Source organism: Nonomuraea sp. NPDC050547 (assembly GCF_044457345.1).
Classification (GTDB): domain Bacteria; phylum Actinomycetota; class Actinomycetes; order Streptosporangiales; family Streptosporangiaceae; genus Nonomuraea.
Map to the genome: position 1 here is coordinate 47,759 of NZ_JBITGW010000030.1, position 15,139 is coordinate 62,897.

The 15,139-nt window shown below is 66.4% G+C and carries 14 protein-coding genes; 9 read left to right on the forward strand and 5 right to left on the reverse strand.

The window, feature by feature from the left end; genetic code table 11:
* Positions 1 to 15 precede the first annotated feature (15 nt).
* Positions 16 to 285 (reverse strand): SSI family serine proteinase inhibitor, encoded by a 270-nt coding sequence (locus tag ACIBHY_RS50565; RefSeq protein ID WP_397258084.1) that lies wholly within the window; start codon positions 283 to 285, stop codon positions 16 to 18.
* Positions 286 to 553: 268 nt separating this feature from the next.
* Between ACIBHY_RS50565 and ACIBHY_RS50570 the strand changes: the two genes are divergently transcribed.
* From ACIBHY_RS50570 to ACIBHY_RS50595, 6 genes are all read left to right on the forward strand, one after another.
* Positions 554 to 1,645, forward strand: coding sequence for a trypsin-like serine peptidase (locus ACIBHY_RS50570; RefSeq protein ID WP_397310563.1), 1,092 nt, complete (start codon positions 554 to 556; stop codon positions 1,643 to 1,645).
* A gap of 202 nt (positions 1,646 to 1,847) precedes the next feature.
* Entirely contained in the window at positions 1,848 to 2,930 is a 1,083-nt protein-coding gene (locus ACIBHY_RS50575) for a trypsin-like serine peptidase (protein WP_397108402.1), read from the forward strand.
* A 67-nt stretch (positions 2,931 to 2,997) separates the two neighbouring features.
* Positions 2,998 to 3,417: a hypothetical protein gene (locus ACIBHY_RS50580; protein WP_397310564.1), complete on the forward strand. Its 420-nt coding sequence runs from the start codon at positions 2,998 to 3,000 to the stop codon at positions 3,415 to 3,417.
* A 312-nt stretch (positions 3,418 to 3,729) separates the two neighbouring features.
* Positions 3,730 to 5,259 carry a trypsin-like serine peptidase gene (locus ACIBHY_RS50585; protein WP_397258090.1) on the forward strand — a complete coding sequence of 510 codons (1,530 nt, stop codon included), beginning with the start codon at positions 3,730 to 3,732 and terminating at the stop codon, positions 5,257 to 5,259.
* Between the two features lie 433 nt (positions 5,260 to 5,692).
* Positions 5,693 to 7,261 carry a trypsin-like serine peptidase gene (locus ACIBHY_RS50590; RefSeq protein WP_397258092.1) on the forward strand — a complete coding sequence of 523 codons (1,569 nt, stop codon included), beginning with the start codon at positions 5,693 to 5,695 and terminating at the stop codon, positions 7,259 to 7,261.
* A gap of 181 nt (positions 7,262 to 7,442) precedes the next feature.
* Entirely contained in the window at positions 7,443 to 8,927 is a 1,485-nt protein-coding gene (locus tag ACIBHY_RS50595) for a trypsin-like serine peptidase (RefSeq protein WP_397310565.1), read from the forward strand.
* 48 nt (positions 8,928 to 8,975) lie between these two features.
* Here ACIBHY_RS50595 and ACIBHY_RS50600 read toward each other — a convergent pair whose 3' ends face one another.
* The 4 genes from ACIBHY_RS50600 to ACIBHY_RS50615 all read right to left on the reverse strand — a co-directional run bounded on the left by ACIBHY_RS50600 (position 8,976) and on the right by ACIBHY_RS50615 (position 12,448).
* Positions 8,976 to 9,197 (reverse strand): sigma factor-like helix-turn-helix DNA-binding protein, encoded by a 222-nt coding sequence (locus ACIBHY_RS50600; RefSeq protein WP_397258095.1) that lies wholly within the window; start codon positions 9,195 to 9,197, stop codon positions 8,976 to 8,978.
* Between the two features lie 36 nt (positions 9,198 to 9,233).
* On the reverse strand, positions 9,234 to 10,592 hold the full coding sequence (locus ACIBHY_RS50605; protein ID WP_397258097.1) for a hypothetical protein: 1,359 nt from the start codon (positions 10,590 to 10,592) through the stop codon (positions 9,234 to 9,236).
* Positions 10,593 to 10,695: 103 nt separating this feature from the next.
* Complete coding sequence (locus ACIBHY_RS50610; protein WP_397258099.1) at positions 10,696 to 11,148, reverse strand: hypothetical protein; 453 nt, start codon at positions 11,146 to 11,148, stop codon at positions 10,696 to 10,698.
* Between the two features lie 109 nt (positions 11,149 to 11,257).
* Positions 11,258 to 12,448, reverse strand: coding sequence for an NADP-dependent malic enzyme (locus ACIBHY_RS50615; RefSeq protein WP_397258101.1), 1,191 nt, complete (start codon positions 12,446 to 12,448; stop codon positions 11,258 to 11,260).
* 274 nt (positions 12,449 to 12,722) lie between these two features.
* On the opposite strand from ACIBHY_RS50615, the gene ACIBHY_RS50620 reads away from it, so the two are divergent.
* From ACIBHY_RS50620 to ACIBHY_RS50630, 3 genes are read left to right on the forward strand one after another with little or no spacing between them, the layout of a single operon-like run.
* Positions 12,723 to 13,574 (forward strand): ABC transporter substrate-binding protein, encoded by an 852-nt coding sequence (locus ACIBHY_RS50620; RefSeq protein ID WP_397258103.1) that lies wholly within the window; start codon positions 12,723 to 12,725, stop codon positions 13,572 to 13,574.
* Complete coding sequence (locus ACIBHY_RS50625) at positions 13,574 to 14,383, forward strand: amino acid ABC transporter permease (protein ID WP_397258105.1); 810 nt, start codon at positions 13,574 to 13,576, stop codon at positions 14,381 to 14,383. The genes ACIBHY_RS50620 and ACIBHY_RS50625 overlap by 1 nt, the downstream gene beginning before the upstream one ends.
* Positions 14,380 to 15,126, forward strand: a complete 747-nt coding sequence (locus tag ACIBHY_RS50630; protein ID WP_397258107.1) for an amino acid ABC transporter ATP-binding protein — start codon at positions 14,380 to 14,382, stop codon at positions 15,124 to 15,126. Before ACIBHY_RS50625 ends, ACIBHY_RS50630 begins: the two co-directional genes overlap by 4 nt.
* Positions 15,127 to 15,139: the final 13 nt, after the last annotated feature.

Below are 15,139 nucleotides of genomic sequence, written 5' to 3' on the forward strand. Positions count from 1 at the left end.
CGTTTCCGAGGCCCTTCAGAAGGCGAACAGCGGGCCCGTGGCGGCGCTCATCCTGCAGCGGTTGCCGTACACCGCCGTGTGGTTGATCAGCCGCTCCCCCCAGACGCCGGTGGCCGTGACCTTCACCGGGCTGTACTCCTCCGTGCACAGCACCTGCGCCACCGGCATGCGCGCCGGGTTGCCCGCGGTGGCCGTCAGCGCGGCGCAGGCCTCGGTGGCGCGCGGGTGCACGCTGGGGTTGCCGTCGCAGACGAGCAGGACGTGGCGGGCGCCGTGGGTGAGCACGAATCCGTTCTTCGGTGGTTCCGCGGGATTTGCGGCTGGACCAGCGGCGATAGCCGTACATGAAAGGACGGCGAGACACATGAGTCGCATACTGGCAGCCTTGCTCGCAGATCATCGGCGGCCAACGACCGACGCGCGGGACGCATGCCTCACATGGGCTTTATGGGACACACGTCAACCTTGATCAGATAACGAATCTCCATCCGAGCTGCCATAGAGTGAGTCGATCTGGAAAAATCCTCCCTTACGACCCCAAGAAAGGCATTTCATGATCCCCCCGGTCAGGTCCCTCGCGGCCGCCGCCCTCGGCGCGCTGCTGATGGTGCCTGCCCTGACAGGGATCGCGAACGCCGCGCCCAGCAAGGTCATGACGGTCCCGCTGGCCAAGACCGACGCGGACATGAAGAAGGTCGCGGAGTACTGGCAGCCCGACCGGCTCAAGAAGGCCGACAGCTACTCGCCGGCCACGCCCGCGGGCAACGCTCCCGCTGCCTCCTCGACCGCCGCCGGGTCGTCGGCCGGCGCCGCCGTACAGGCCGCTTCCGCCACCGCGAAGAAGGCGAAGACGGGCCCCCGCGACGTCGCGCCCGCGCTGCCCAAGAGCGGCTCGGCCGCCAAGACCATGGGCAAGGTCTTCTTCCGGTTCGGCAACAAGGAGTTCTGGTGCTCGGCCAGCGCGGTGGCGTCCAAGAGCAAGAGCGTCGTCGCCACGGCCGGACACTGCGCCTACGACCCACGCCAGCCCGGCGAGGCGCACAACTGGATCTTCGTCCCCAACCCGCAGGCCGACGGCACCACGCCTGACGGCATCTACGTCGGCGCCTCACTCAGCCTGCACGAGGACTGGGTCAAGGGCGACTACGACTTCGACTACGCCTTCGTCACCGTCCACCGCGGCTTCGTCTGGGAGAAGCAGAAGGACGGCACCTACTCCATGAAGGACGTCGGCAAGCTGCAGGACAACGTCGGCGGCCAGGGCCTGGCGATCTCCAAGGGATACAGCAACCGCGTCAACGCCTTCGGATACCCGGCGGGCGCCCAGCCCGACGGCACCCGCCCCTTCAACGGCAAGACGCTCGAGACCTGCGCCGGCGGCACCAGCAAGACGACCGCGCCGAGCCGGGAACTGCAGTACGGCGTCCTGCTCCAGCCCTGCAACCTCACCGCGGGCGCGAGCGGCGGCCCCTGGCTGTGGAAGTTCCAGAGCTCGACCAAGCTCGGCTACCTCAACGGGGTCAACAGCCTGACCTGGAACCGCGACGCCCGCGGGGCGTACGACGCGGTGTCCGCGCCCCCCTTCATCGCCACCACCGCCGACGTCTACCGGCAGGCCGACGCACAGGGCAGCAGCGAAAAGTGAGGCAAGTCACATCGGCCCCATAGGTCGACTCTGTGATCAGGCACTCCTTCTGTCTCGGAACGATCACACCGCGTGTTGGACCGGTTGACATGATCTACCGAAAATTCACATGACACGAGTCAGCGCTGTAGGTTCCGGGCTGTCCGTTTTTGCTGAGTTCGGCGCGCTTGGAGCGCCCATACCAGCGCAACCTGGAGTTACCTTGAAGCGAATCCTTCTCCCGGCCGGTGGCGCTCTGCTGGCGACCGGTCTCGTGGCTGCCGGCCTGTCCGGTACCGCCCAGGCCGCCGACGACATCGCCAAGGACCCGATGGCCACCAACACCAAGGCGGCCTACTCTGTCGCCGCGTTCTGGATGCGGTCCAACTACGCAGCCCTGCGCAACGCGACGGCCTACACCTGGGACGCCGCCGACGTGAAGAAGGTCGTCCAGAAGGGCGGCTACAGCCCCGACGGACGTCCCGGCCAGACCGCGCCGCAGTCCGCCGGCTCCGGCAAGTCCCAGAACGTGAACCTGCCGAAGACCATCGGCAAGGTCTTCTTCGTGGACGCGTCCGGCAAGTACCGCTGGTGCTCGGCCACCTCGATCCAGTCGAACTACCGCAACGTGGTCTCCACCGCCGCGCACTGCGTGTACGACACCGACGGCAACCGCGACGTCATGGACCGCTGGGTCTTCGTCCCCGGCTACTACCAGGGCAAGGCGCCGTTCGGCATCTACGTGGGCAAGCAGGCCTTCACCCACTACGACTTCACGACGTACGAGGACTACGACCGCGACTACGCGTTCGTCACCGTCTACAACGGCATCGGCCACAACGGCAAGAAGTTCGTGGACGCCGGTCGCCTCGGTGACAACGTCGGCGGCCAGGGCATCTCCTGGAACCAGCCGAGCGGCAAGCCGGTGCGCGCCTTCGGTTACCCGTACGCGCCGCACCCGGACGGCAACAAGGTCTACTCGGGCGTGACCCCGAAGACCTGCTACGGCCCGACCACCGGCAAGAAGGTCGGCGCCTCCTGGCTGAAGATCGAGGAGCACGTGGGCCTCAAGTGCGCCGTGACCCCCGGTTACGACGGCGGCCCCTGGCTGAAGAACTACAGCAACGCCAAGCGTCTCGGTTACGTGAACGGTGTCACCAGCACCTTCGCCGACCAGGACGGCAACGACCGCATCGACTGGATCACCTCCCCGTACTTCGACGGCGAGACGGCTGACGTCTACAACGCCGCGAAGAACGTGTGGTCCGGCAAGGTCGTCGGCCCGAACGGCGAGCTCTACAAGTAAGACCACCGTGTGAAGGGGCCCGGCTCGATGCCGGGCCCCTTCCGCGTTTCTGGGCATATCTCCCAGCATGGCCGGCCACTTTCACGCCTACCGGTGGACCGGGATCGGCGAGGAACTGCGCCTGGAGGAGGAGCGCCGGACCGGCACGCCCGAGTTCCCGAGCTCGCCGCTGCCTCCGGTGCGCACCGCCGACTGGCTCGCGCGCCCGCGCCGCCAGGTGGCCGCCACCTTCGAGTCCGCCGCCGACGCGGTGGGCTGGCTGGGCCGGGAGTACACGCCGGCGTGCCGCAAGCTGCTCCTGCCCGCCGACGAAGAGCGCGTCGGGCGTGCCGTACGGCTGGCCAACGCGACCGAATCCCTCACGGGCGGCGTCGACGTCCAGTGGGGTTTCTGGCTCACGGGCGGCCGGTTCGCATCCCTGGCGGTCGTCTGCTGCCCGAATAGGACCGCCGCGCACCCGTGCCCGCTCATGATCGGAGCGACTTAGACGGGGTGAGGGCCCCATCTGGTTCCTGTGATCTATGTCACATTCACCGGGCCACGGGGAGTGCCGAGGCACTTACCGCTCATTTGCACCGTTCGCCACATGCCCCCGATTGGCCAGTGAAAACATGCCCAAACGATCACCGCGGGTAATTGTATCTGACAGATAACAGCACGGTCACGGCGGTAAGGGTGACTACCAGACCGGGCGAAACGGCTTCCACCTGCAAAGATCACACGGGTATGTTCCTTGCTATCCCTTTACTGACGCATGGGACGCATGTTGCGACCCACGACAGACCAAGGAGCAGTTCCCTTGAAGCGCATCCTCATCCCCGCCGGTGGAGCCGTTCTGGCAACCGGCCTGCTGGCTGCCGGCCTGGCCGGCACCGCCTCGGCCGCCAACGACGTCGACACCGACGCGATGGCGAAGAGCGCAGCCACCGCTAAGGCCATCGCCGCTTTCTGGGCGGACAACAACGGCGCCGCCCTCAAGGGCGCCAAGGAGTCCAACGTCTGGGACGGCAAAGACGTCGAGAAGCTGAAGCAGAAGGGCGGTTACACCGCCGACAGCCGGCCCGGCACCACGCCCCCGATCGGCGCCGAGAAGAAGACCACCGCCAAGGTTCAGAACGTGAACCTGCCGAAGACCATCGGCAAGGTGTTCTTCGTGAACGGCAAGGGCGAGAAGAAGTGGTGTTCGGCCACCTCGATCCAGTCGCAGTACCGCAACCTGGTCGCCACGGCCGGCCACTGCGTGTACGACGTCAAGAACAACCAGGACGTCATGTCCAAGTGGGTCTTCGTCCCCGGTTACTACCAGGGCAAGACGCCGTGGGGCATCTACGTGGGTAAGCAGGCCTTCACCCACTACGACTTCTCCACCTACGAGGACTACGACCGCGACTACGCGTTCGTCACGGTCTACAACGGCGTCCAGCTCGGCAACGGCACCGCCAAGAAGGTCTCCAAGGCCGAGTTCGACAAGTACCAGGGCGTCAAGGACGCCAAGGACGTCGAGATCACTCGCGCGGAGTTCCGCAAGTGCAAGCTCGACCCCACCTCGATCGAGGCCTGCTGGGTCAAGAAGGGCTCGGACGCCGAGCCGACCGGCCCCGACTACCCCGGCGCCGAGGTCGCCAAGGTCGAGGTCAGCGCGGACAAGTACAAGGACGCGAAGATCGGCAAGGGCAACGGCTTCAAGTTCGGCGAGCCCGTCACCGAGATCGTGACCGACCCGGCTGCCAAGGCCTACGTCGAGAACCAGAAGAAGGACCCGGTCAAGTACCCGGCCACGGTCAAGCAGGACGCGCGCGGCAACTGGACCATCACGCACTACTACGTGCAGCAGTGGTACAAGCCGGGCCAGGCGACCAAGTTCTACAAGACCGAGTTCTACATCATCGAGGGCTTCGTCAAGGACGCCGGTCGCCTCGGTGACAACGTCGGCGGCCAGGGCTTCGCCTGGAACCAGCCCACGGGCAAGTACGTCCGTGTGTTCGGCTACCCGGCCGCCCCGCACCCCGACGGCAACAAGAACTACACCGGCATCACGCCGAAGTGGTGCTACGGCAAGACCTCTTCGAAGCTGGCCGCCTCGGCCGCCAAGAAGATCGAGGAGCACGTCGCGCTCAAGTGCGCGATGACCGAGGGCGCCGACGGTGGCCCCTGGCTCCTCAAGTACAGCAACGCCAAGCGCATCGGTTACGTGAACGGTGTCACGAGCACGTTCGCCGACCAGAACGGCAACGACCGCGTCGACACCATCACCTCGCCGTACTTCGACGGTGAGACCGCGGCTGTCTACAAGGCCGCCGCCAAGGTGTGGTCCGGCAAGGCGTTCTAGGTAACGCAACGCGAGCGGCACTAGCTGTTCGTAGATCGTGAACAACCCGTGGGGCCCGGCAATCGCCGGGCCCCACGGCTGTCCCGCCGAAAGTTGAAGCCGTTTGGACGCATGGGGTCCGCAGACGGTGCCATGAACTTGATGTGATCTGCGTCACATTGGGGGCGAACCGCCCATCAAGGCAACACCCCAACCCCACACGTCACACCAGCAACAAGCATCTGTTGATCTGCGAAAACATCACAGGTCTGGCCTCTCGCCCGGTCAGCCACATCGGCTGCATAAACATCACGAAGCGATCACGGCCGACTTGTCCCATCTTTTCCGCCCGAAGCGGGTTCCTGTTTTCAAGATCGGCGCTGTATGTTCCTGGCTATCCCTTTACTGACGCATGGGACGCAAGAGGCGTTCCACGACAGCGCAAGGAGTTACCTTGAAGCGCATCCTCCTCCCCGCCGGTGGCGCCATCCTGGCCACTGGTCTTCTGGCCGCCGGCCTCGCCGGTGCCGCCCAGGCCGAGCCGAACATTGACGCCGACGCCCTTGCGGCGTCGAACGCCAAGGCGGCCGAGGTTCTCAACTTCTGGACCAAGTCCAACAACGCTGCCCTGCGGCAGGCCACGGCCTACTACTGGGACAACAAGGACGTCAAGAAGATCGTCGAGAAGGGCGGCTACGTCGGCAACACCAAGCCCGGCGAGCTCCCCCCGATCGGTGCCGAGAAGAAGGTCACCGTCAAGTCCCACAACGTGAACCTGCCGAAGTCCATCGGTAAGGTCTTCTTCGAGGGTCGCGACGGCAACCTCTACTGGTGCTCCGGTACCTCGATCCAGGCCAAGTACCGCAACCTGGTCTCGACCGCTGGCCACTGCGCGTACGACTACAAGAACAACGGCGAAGTCGTCTCCAAGTGGGTCTTCGTTCCCGGTTACTACCAGGGCAAGACTCCGTGGGGCATCTACGTGGGTAAGCAGGCCTTCACCCACTACGACTTCTCGAACTACGAGGACTTCGACCGCGACTACGCCTTCGTCACCGTTTACAACGGTATCGGCGGCGTGCAGGCGGACGCGAAGAAGGTCACGAAGAAGGAGTACGACGCCTTCACGGGGTCCAAGGACACCAAGGTCGTCGAAGTGACCGCCGAGGAGTACAAGAAGGGCAAGCTCGACCCCGCCACGACCGACGACTACAACGTCGAAGAGGGCAGCTCTGACGAGGCTTCCGGCCCCGACTACCCCGGCGCTGTCGTCGGCAAGGTCGAGGTTCGCAAGTTCATCTACGACGCTGCCAAGGTCGGCAAGGGCAACGGCTTCAAGTACGGCGAGCCCGTGGTCGAGCACGTGACCTACGACGAGGCTGTTGCTTACATCAAGAAGCAGAAGCCGAGCTGGAAGCCGGGCGACGCGCTGCCCACGCCCACCAAGGACTACCCGGGCGTTGTCGCGGTCGACGGCAACACCAACGCCACCATCACGCACTACTTCGTGCAGCAGTGGTACAAGGCGGGCAAGGCCACCAAGTACACCCGCACCGACTACTACCTCTTCAGCGCTGCGCTGAAGGACGTCGGTCGCCTCGGTGACAACGTCGGTGGCCAGGGCTTCTCGTGGAACCAGGGCACCGGCAAGGTCGTTCGCACCTTCGGTTACCCCTACTCGAAGCACCCCGACGGCTCGAAGCCCTACTCCGGCGTTACGCCGAAGTGGTGCTACGGCAAGACCGGCCCCAAGGCCACCAAGGTCGCGAGCCTGAAGATCGAGGAGCACGTGTCGCTGAAGTGCGCCGTCACCGGCGGCTACAACGGCGCCCCGTGGCTGCTCAAGTACAGCAACGCCAAGCGCATGGGCTACGTCAACGGCGTGACCAGCGTTCTGTACGACACGGACGGCAACGACCGTTGGGACTACATGTCCTCGCCGTACTTCGACGAGGAGACGCACTCGGTGTACTCCGCCGCTGCGAACGTGTGGTCCGGCCCGATCACCGCGGTTGCCAAGTAACCTCGTGATCACCTGAGTCGGAGGTCCAAACTCTGACTCGCCCCAGCATCACCCGAAGGGCCCGGCTTGTGCCGGGCCCTTCGGCATTCTTCAGGAATTTTCCGCGAAGATCCCTTATCAGAGGGGCGCAAGGGTCGATAGGGTCCTGACATCCCCTTTGTTACTCCTGTGGAGCCCCCCTGTGAAGCGCCTGTTCGTCCCCCTCGCCGTCGCCGGTTTGAGTGCTGCCGCCGTCGCCTTCCCCGCCGCCGCCGAGCCCAGCTGGGTCCAGGATCCGCTCGCTCCGAAGCCGGCCGACGCCTACAGCAACGCCTTCTTCTGGCTGGACGGCAACGCCGCCGCGCTGAAGAAGGCCACCCAGTACCACTGGGACGCCAAGGATGTCCCGAAACTGGTGACCACCCAGGCCAAGAAGTTCGACGGCAAACCCGGCATGACCGCCCCGATCACCTCGTCCAAGCCCGGCGCCAAGGTGAAGAACGTCAACCTGCCCCGCAGCATCGGCAAGGTCTTCTTCCTCGACCGCAAGGGCGACTACCGCTGGTGCTCGGCCACCTCGATCCAGTCGCGCCACCGCAACCTGGTCGCGACCGCCGGCCACTGCGTGTACGAGGACGGCAAGGACGTCTACCGCAAGTGGGTCTTCGTACCCGGCTACTACCAGGGCAACGCCCCCTGGGGCGTCTACGCGGGCGCGTACGCCTTCACCACGTATGACCTCGACGTGTACGACGACTATGACGGCGACTACGCCTTCGTGGCCGTGCACAACGGCTTCACGCTGACCGAGGAGAAGAAGGTCACCGCGCAGCAGTACAAGGCCTGGGCCGGCGACAAGTGGATCAAACCCCGCGAGATCACCGCAGAAGAGTTCGCCAAGTGCAAGCTGAACCTCGGCGACTGCTGGTCCGAGGGCGAGGACAAGCCCGCCGACCTGGTCGGTCCCGACTTCCCCGGCGCGGTGCTGGAGAAGGTCGAGGTCAACGAGAAGACCTACACCGACGCCAAGATCGGCAAGGGTCAGGGCTTCAAGTTCGGCGAGCCCGTGGTGGAGCAGGTCACCAAGGCGGCGCACGACGCCTACAAGGGTCCGGGCAAGCCCGGCACCGACAAGTACGGCAACTACACCATCACCCACTTCTACACGCAGAAGTGGGTGAAGCCCGGCACCAGCCGCAAGTACTTCGTGGCCGAGTACATCATCGGTCTCGCCAAGGACACCGGGAAGCTCGGGGACGTCGTGGGCGGGCAGGGGTTCGCGTGGAACCAGCCCAAGGGCCAGCCGGTCTACGCCTTCGGCTACCCCGGTGACCCGCACCCCGACGGCGACAAGCCGTACTCCGGCGTCACCCCCAAGTTCTGCTACGGCAAGACGGGCACCAAGACCTACCAGGTCAACAGCTTCAGGGTGGAGGAGCACCAGGTGCTCAAGTGCTCGCTGACCGGCGGCGCCGACGGCGGGCCCTGGCTGCTCAGGTACAACAACGCCAAGCGCACCGGCTACCTGAACGGCGTGACCAGCATCTTCCACGACCAGGACGGCAACCAGCGGATCGACTTCATCAGCTCCGCCTACTTCGACAGCGAGACCGCCGACGTCTACAACAAGGCGACCTACGCGGAGACGAAGTCCGTCGTGGGCCCGAACGGCGAGATCCTGCACTAGCGAGCGGCACGACGAAAGCCCGCGGCCATGCCGCGGGCTTTCGCGTGTTCAGAGGTGGCCGTCCAGGCGGCGGCGGGCGTCGTCGACGAGCCGCCGCGTCGCCGCCGGTGAGCGGTTCAGGAGGGCCGCGATCTCCTGGTACGGCAGGCCGAACAGAGCATGCAGCACGAAGGCGAGCCGTTCGGCCGGTGACAGGGTCTTCAGCACGTCCAGCAAGGCCAGCCGCACGGCGTCGGCCAAGAGCTTGTCCTCGTCATCACTGCTGTCCATACCCGCAGTGACGATTCGCGGGCGCCGGATGTGACGTCAGACGGAGGCCAGGTCGCGGGTGCGTTCCGTGAGTTCCTGTACGGCCCGCTCCTGCTGGTGCGGTTCGAGGCGGCGGCGTAGGTCGGCGGCGTAGGAGCGGGAGCGGGCCGACTGGAGTTCGGCGCCCAGGACCAGCGCGTCGGTCGCGGCGGCGCAGGCTTCCTCAAGTTCGCCGTCCTGCAGGAGCCCGGCCGACAGCAGGGAGAGGTTGAACATGCGGCCGCGCACGAAGCGGCCGTCCATCTGCAGCGAGCGGCGCGCGTGGCGGACGGCGCGCTCGCCGTCGCCGAGGTCGCGGAAGCAGTGGGCGAACTTGGCCGCCAGGTACGCCTCGTCGAAGTACCCGAGCCACGCCGGCTCCTCCTCGGTACGGCGGGCGGCGAAGGCCTGCTCGGACTCGTTGAGCGAGACGCCGCAGGCACGGGCGTCGCCGAGTCCGGCGTGGGCGTGGGCCTCCAGGACGTGGGCGGAGGCCAGGAGCGTCCGTACTCCCGCCCGCCCGGCCGACAGCTGCGCGGCGCGGGCCAGGTCGAGTGCGTGGCCGTGCTGACCCATGTAGATGGCCTGGTGGGCCATCCCGGCCAGGATCTCACCGCCCAGGGCGTGGTCGGCGGCGCCGCGGGCCAGGCGCAGCGCCTGGATCAGGTAGCGCTGGGCGAGGCCGTGCTGTTCGAGGTCGTAGGCCATCCAGCCGGCCAGGCGGGTGAGTTCGGCGGCTGCCGAGGCGAGCTGGCGGCCGGTGGCTTCGCCGTAGGAGCCGTCCTTGAGGAGCGGCGAGACGGCGGTGTCCAGATATTTCACGACCGAGGAGCGCACGCGGCCGCTGCCGAATCGGTTGTCCAGTTCCCCGAACGAACGGGTCACCTCGTGAATCGCGGCGATGTCCGCGTTGCCGACCCTGCGCCCTCCCCCGCCGGTCGGCCTCCCCTCCGCCGGCGCCGCCAACCAGCGCAGGGCCCCCACCGAGCCCGCCCCGATCGCGAACGTCGAGTCGAGCAGGAACCTCCGCCTCTCCACATCCGCGCGCCACAGTGCTGTCACGGTAGCGACCCCCTCCTGCCAGGTGTGCGTGAACTCCTGCCCGAGATCGAGGGGTGTGGTCATGGCCGGCATGCCGAGTTCTTCCGCGGTCACCGGCCTGCCGAGCCGGAGCGCGAAGATCTCCGCGAGAAGGCATGGAACCGGTTCCCTCGGCCGCTGACCACCGATCCAGCGCAGAACGGAGCTGTGGTCGTACTTGAGGCCGGGGGTGCCGCGCGCTGCTCCCAGATCGTTCAGCCGCCGGGCAAGGCCCTTGTGTGAGAAGCCCGCCTCCACGATGACTCGCTGGAGCAGTCGGTTGGGCTCGCGTTCCATAGCTCTCCTCGCCCGGGAGCCGGCGCCCGCCATCCTTACAGAGCGCTCCCTTTATAGCACGAAGAGTAAAGAGGTTTTCTGCAGTTCCTAAAGACGAGGCGGGCTACGGCAGGTTCAGCTCCCAGACGCGTACGGCCATCGGGCGCTTGGTGTCGTCGAAGACCACGCGCACCGCCATGCGGCCCTTCTTGAGCCGCTGCCAGAGGTGGATCGGGTCGCACTTGGTCTTGCCGTAGGCCTTCTTGGTGGCGCTGTCGTGGGGGTATCCGGCGGCCCGGTTGCCGCACTTCTTGTTGACCTGGCGGTAGTCCAGCCCTTCCGTGTAGGCGATCCGGATCGGCTTGCCGGTCTTCTTGTCCAGTGACCAGCCGAGCAGGCCGCTCTCCCCGATCTCGCCCAGCGACGCCTTGTACGGGGTCAGGATCAGGTGGGAGTTGCCGGAGATCTTCGCCCAGCCGTACACGGTCTTGAGGCCTGTGGCGGTTTCCGCGGAGGCCGGGGTGGTCGCGACGAGAAGCATCGCGGCGGCCGCCGCGCTGACCAGAACGGCTTTCATCTGTCCTCCAAGATCGACGTTTCCGCGAGCTTCTCAAACGTCGCTTAAGAACGGCTTGCAGAAAGCGCCCGGCCGGATTGCTCCGGCCGGGCGCTGCGATCGTGCGGGACTAGATGCGGCTGACCCCGTCGATCTGGGCCTGGGCGGCGACGGCGGCCGTCACCGCGGGCGCCACCCGGGCGTCGAACGGGCTCGGGATGATGTAGTCGGGGGTCAGGTCGTCGGCCACCACGTCGGCCAGGGCGTCGGCGGCGGCCACCTTCATGTTCTCGGTGATCGTGCGGGCGCGCACGTCGAGGGCGCCGCGGAAGACGCCGGGGAAGGCCAGCACGTTGTTGATCTGGTTGGGGTAGTCGGAGCGGCCCGTGGCCACGACGCTCGCGTGGCGGCGGGCGGCGGCCGGGTCGATCTCGGGGGTCGGGTTCGACAGGGCGAACACGATCGCGTCGGGTGCCATGGAGGCGATGGCCTCCTCGGCGACGGTCGAGCCCGACAGCCCGATGAAGACGTCGGCGCCGGCGAGCGCCGACTCGGTGGAGCCGGAATGGCCGCCCTTGTTGGTGTCGCGGGCGAGCGCGGCCTTGACCGGGTTGAGGTCGGTACGTCCCAGGTGGAGCAGGCCCTTGGAGTCGGCCACGGCGATGTCGCCGATGCCGGCCTCCAGCAGGATGCGGCTCACCGCGACACCGGAGGCGCCCGCTCCGGCCACCACGGCGCGCAGGTCGGACAGGGAGCGTCCGGTGACCCGCGCGGCGTTCTTGAGCGCGGCCAGGGCCACGATGGCGGTGCCGTGCTGGTCGTCGTGGAAGACCGGGATGTCGAGCAGGTCGCGTAGCCGGTCCTCGACCTCGAAGCACCGGGGGGCGCTGATGTCCTCCAGGTTGATGCCGCCGAAGGAGGGCGCGAGCCGTACCACCGTCTCGACGAGCGCGTCGACGTCGGTGCAGGCGAGGCAGATGGGGACCGCGTCGACGCCCCCGAACTCCTTGAACAGGAGGGCCTTGCCCTCCATGACGGGCATCGCGGCGGCCGGGCCGATGTCGCCGAGGCCTAGCACAGCGGTGCCGTCGGAGACGACGGCGACCACATTCGAGACCCAGGTGTAATCGTTGACCAGCTCCGGGGAGTCGGCGATGGCCGAGCAGACGCGGGCCACTCCGGGGGTGTAGGCGAGGGAGAGGTCGTCCTTGTTACGGACGGGGATGGTCGAGCGGACCTCCAGCTTGCCGCCGCGGTGCAGCGCGAAAGCGGGATCCAGGTCGAAGGAATCGAGCGAGGTGGAAGCGGGCGTGACAGCCACAGAGACCCCTGTAGGTTCATCGGACGGAAGGACAGACGCCACAAGGAGGCCTGGCTTCGGTAGCTGCCAGGTTCCCCTCGTCGATGGGTCGTCTCGTGAGGGGTACGGGGGTCACCCGTTTCATGATTGTGCCACATGGTGAGATAGATCAGGTGTCGGAGCTGACGCCGTTCTGTTGACGCATCGTTAAATCAGAACGCACGGACTGCTACTAACCGCCATCTAAACTTCACAAAACCTTACTTTCGTGGCATACCTCATGAGGAGGCCGAACATGGCCCTCTGGTCCTCGCGACGCCGTGGCTACGCCGTAGGCACGCTCGCTATCACCGCCGCCCTGACGCTGTCCGCCTGCGGCGGCCAGCAGGCGGGCACCGACACCGCGCAACCGACGGGCGGCACCGCCGCGGGCGGCGCCAAGCTGGTGAACCCCGGCAAGCTCACGACATGCACGAACATCCCTTATGAACCTTTCCAGTTCAAGGAAGGCGACAAGGTGGTGGGGTTCGACGTCGACATCGTCGACCTGGCCGCCAAGAAGCTCGGCGTGACCCAGGAAATCGTCGACATCGACTTCGCCCAGATCAAGAGCGGCGCGGCCATGGCCTCCGGCAAGTGCGACGTCGCCGCCGCGGGCATGACGATCACTCCTGAGCGTCAGAAGAACATCGACTTCTCCGTGCCGTACTTCGACGCCACCCAGGCCCTGCTGGCCAAGAAGGGCACCGGCGCCACGTCACTGGACGACGTCAAGGCCAAGGGACTCAAGCTCGGCGCCCAGGCCAGCACCACCGGCCTGGAGTTCGTGAAGGGCAAGGGCTTCGACCCGGTCGAGTACGCCGACTCGGCCAAGGAACTGCTCGCCCTGCAGGCCGGCCAGGCCGACGTCATCGTCCAGGACCTGCCCGTCGTGCTCACCTGGCTGAAGAAGCCGGACGTGGCCGCCAAGTTCGAGGTGATCGCCAGCCTCGACACCGGCGAGCAGTACGGCATCGGCCTCAAGAAGAACGCCGACCCGGTCCTGCTCAAGACCATCAACGAGTCGATCGAGGCCGCCAAGAAGGACGGCACCTACGAGCAGATCTTCGTGAAGTGGTTCGACAAGAAGCCTGGTGAGCTGGGCTGATGAAGCCGTCTACGGTGGCTGAGCCGGGCCGGGCCCGGCTCAGCCCTCGCCAGAAGCAGCGGGTCACGCGGATCGTCCAGTACGTCGTCCTGGGCCTCGCCGCCATCGGGCTGGTCTTCTACGTGGACTGGCCGAACCTGGCCCAGAACTTCGCCAAACTCGATGTCGCCCGGGAAACGCTTCCCGAGTTGTTTACGATCGCGTTGAAGAACACGGTCGTCTACACGTTGGGCGGGTTCATCCTCGCCTTCGTCTTCGGGCTGCTCTTCGCGCTCATGCGCATGTCCCAGGTGGCCGTCTACAGGTGGATCGCGACGATCTACATCGAGATCTTCCGCGGCCTGCCCGCGGTCCTGATCTTCATCATGATCACCTTCCTTCCGGTGGCGCTGCCCGGCTTCGTGTTGCCCTTCGGCATTTACGGCTCGGTCTTCCTCGGCCTCGGCGTGATCGGCGCGGCCTACCAGGCCGAGGTCTTCCGCGCCGGACTCCAGGCCGTGCCGAAGGGCCAGACCGAGGCCGCCCGATCGCTCGGCATGTCGGCGAGCAGGGCGCTGTTCACGGTGGTCGTCCCGCAGGCCGTCAGGATCGTCATCCCGCCGACGACCAACCAGTTCGTGATGCTGCTCAAGGACTCCTCGCTGGTGTTGTTCCTCGGGGTGTCGAGCCAGTACGTGGAGCTGGCCAAGTTCGGCAACGACCTGGCCTCCGAGCACTCCAACGCCACTCCGATCATGGCGGCGGGCATCACCTACCTCCTGGTCACGATCCCGCTCGGCTACCTCGCACGCAGGCTGGAGAAACGATGACGCCACACGCCATCGACGTCAGGAACCTGCACAAGAGCTTCGGCGACAACCACGTGCTCAAGGGCATCGACTTCACCATCGATCCCGGACAGGTCGTCTGCGTCATCGGGCCGTCGGGCTCGGGCAAGTCCACGCTGCTCCGCTGTGTGAACATGCTGGAGCAGCCGACCGAGGGCAAGGTGTTCGTCGAGGGCGTCGAGGTGACCGACCCCGACGTGGACATCGACGCCGTACGCCGCCGCATCGGCATGGTCTTCCAGCAGTTCAACCTGTTCCCGCACATGACGGCTCTGCAGAACGTCATGATCTCCCAGCAGCGGGTCCTCAAGCGCAGCAAGAAGGAAGCGGAGATCATCGCCAGGGAGAACCTGGACAAGGTGGGCGTGGGCGCCAAGTGCTCCGCCCGCCCCTCCGAGCTCTCCGGCGGCCAGCAGCAGCGCGTGGCCATCGCCAGGGCGCTGGCGATGAACCCCGACCTGATGCTGTTCGACGAGCCCACCAGCGCCCTCGACCCCGAGCTCGTCGGCGACGTGCTCACGGTCATGCGCAAGCTGGCGGAGGAGGGCATGACGATGATGGTCGTCACCCACGAGATGGGCTTCGCCCGCGAGGTGGCCGACCGGGTCGTGTTCATGGACGGCGGCGTGATCGTCGAGGAGGGCACCCCCGCCCAGCTCATCGGCGACCCGCAGCACGAGCGGACCAGGGCGTTCCTGCGGCGCGTCCTGCACCCCGAGGGCTGATGAGCACCGCACG

Coding starts and splice junctions, on each gene's coding strand:
- ACIBHY_RS50605 (WP_397258097.1), bottom strand. CDS start 10,592: ATGGAACGCGAGCCCAACCGACTGCTCCAGCGAGTCATCGTGGAGGCG.
- ACIBHY_RS50610 (WP_397258099.1), bottom strand. CDS start 11,148: ATGAAAGCCGTTCTGGTCAGCGCGGCGGCCGCCGCGATGCTTCTCGTC.
- ACIBHY_RS50570 (WP_397310563.1), top strand. CDS start 554: ATGATCCCCCCGGTCAGGTCCCTCGCGGCCGCCGCCCTCGGCGCGCTG.
- ACIBHY_RS50600 (WP_397258095.1), bottom strand. CDS start 9,197: ATGGACAGCAGTGATGACGAGGACAAGCTCTTGGCCGACGCCGTGCGG.
- ACIBHY_RS50580 (WP_397310564.1), top strand. CDS start 2,998: ATGGCCGGCCACTTTCACGCCTACCGGTGGACCGGGATCGGCGAGGAA.
- ACIBHY_RS50630 (WP_397258107.1), top strand. CDS start 14,380: ATGACGCCACACGCCATCGACGTCAGGAACCTGCACAAGAGCTTCGGC.
- ACIBHY_RS50620 (WP_397258103.1), top strand. CDS start 12,723: ATGGCCCTCTGGTCCTCGCGACGCCGTGGCTACGCCGTAGGCACGCTC.
- ACIBHY_RS50625 (WP_397258105.1), top strand. CDS start 13,574: ATGAAGCCGTCTACGGTGGCTGAGCCGGGCCGGGCCCGGCTCAGCCCT.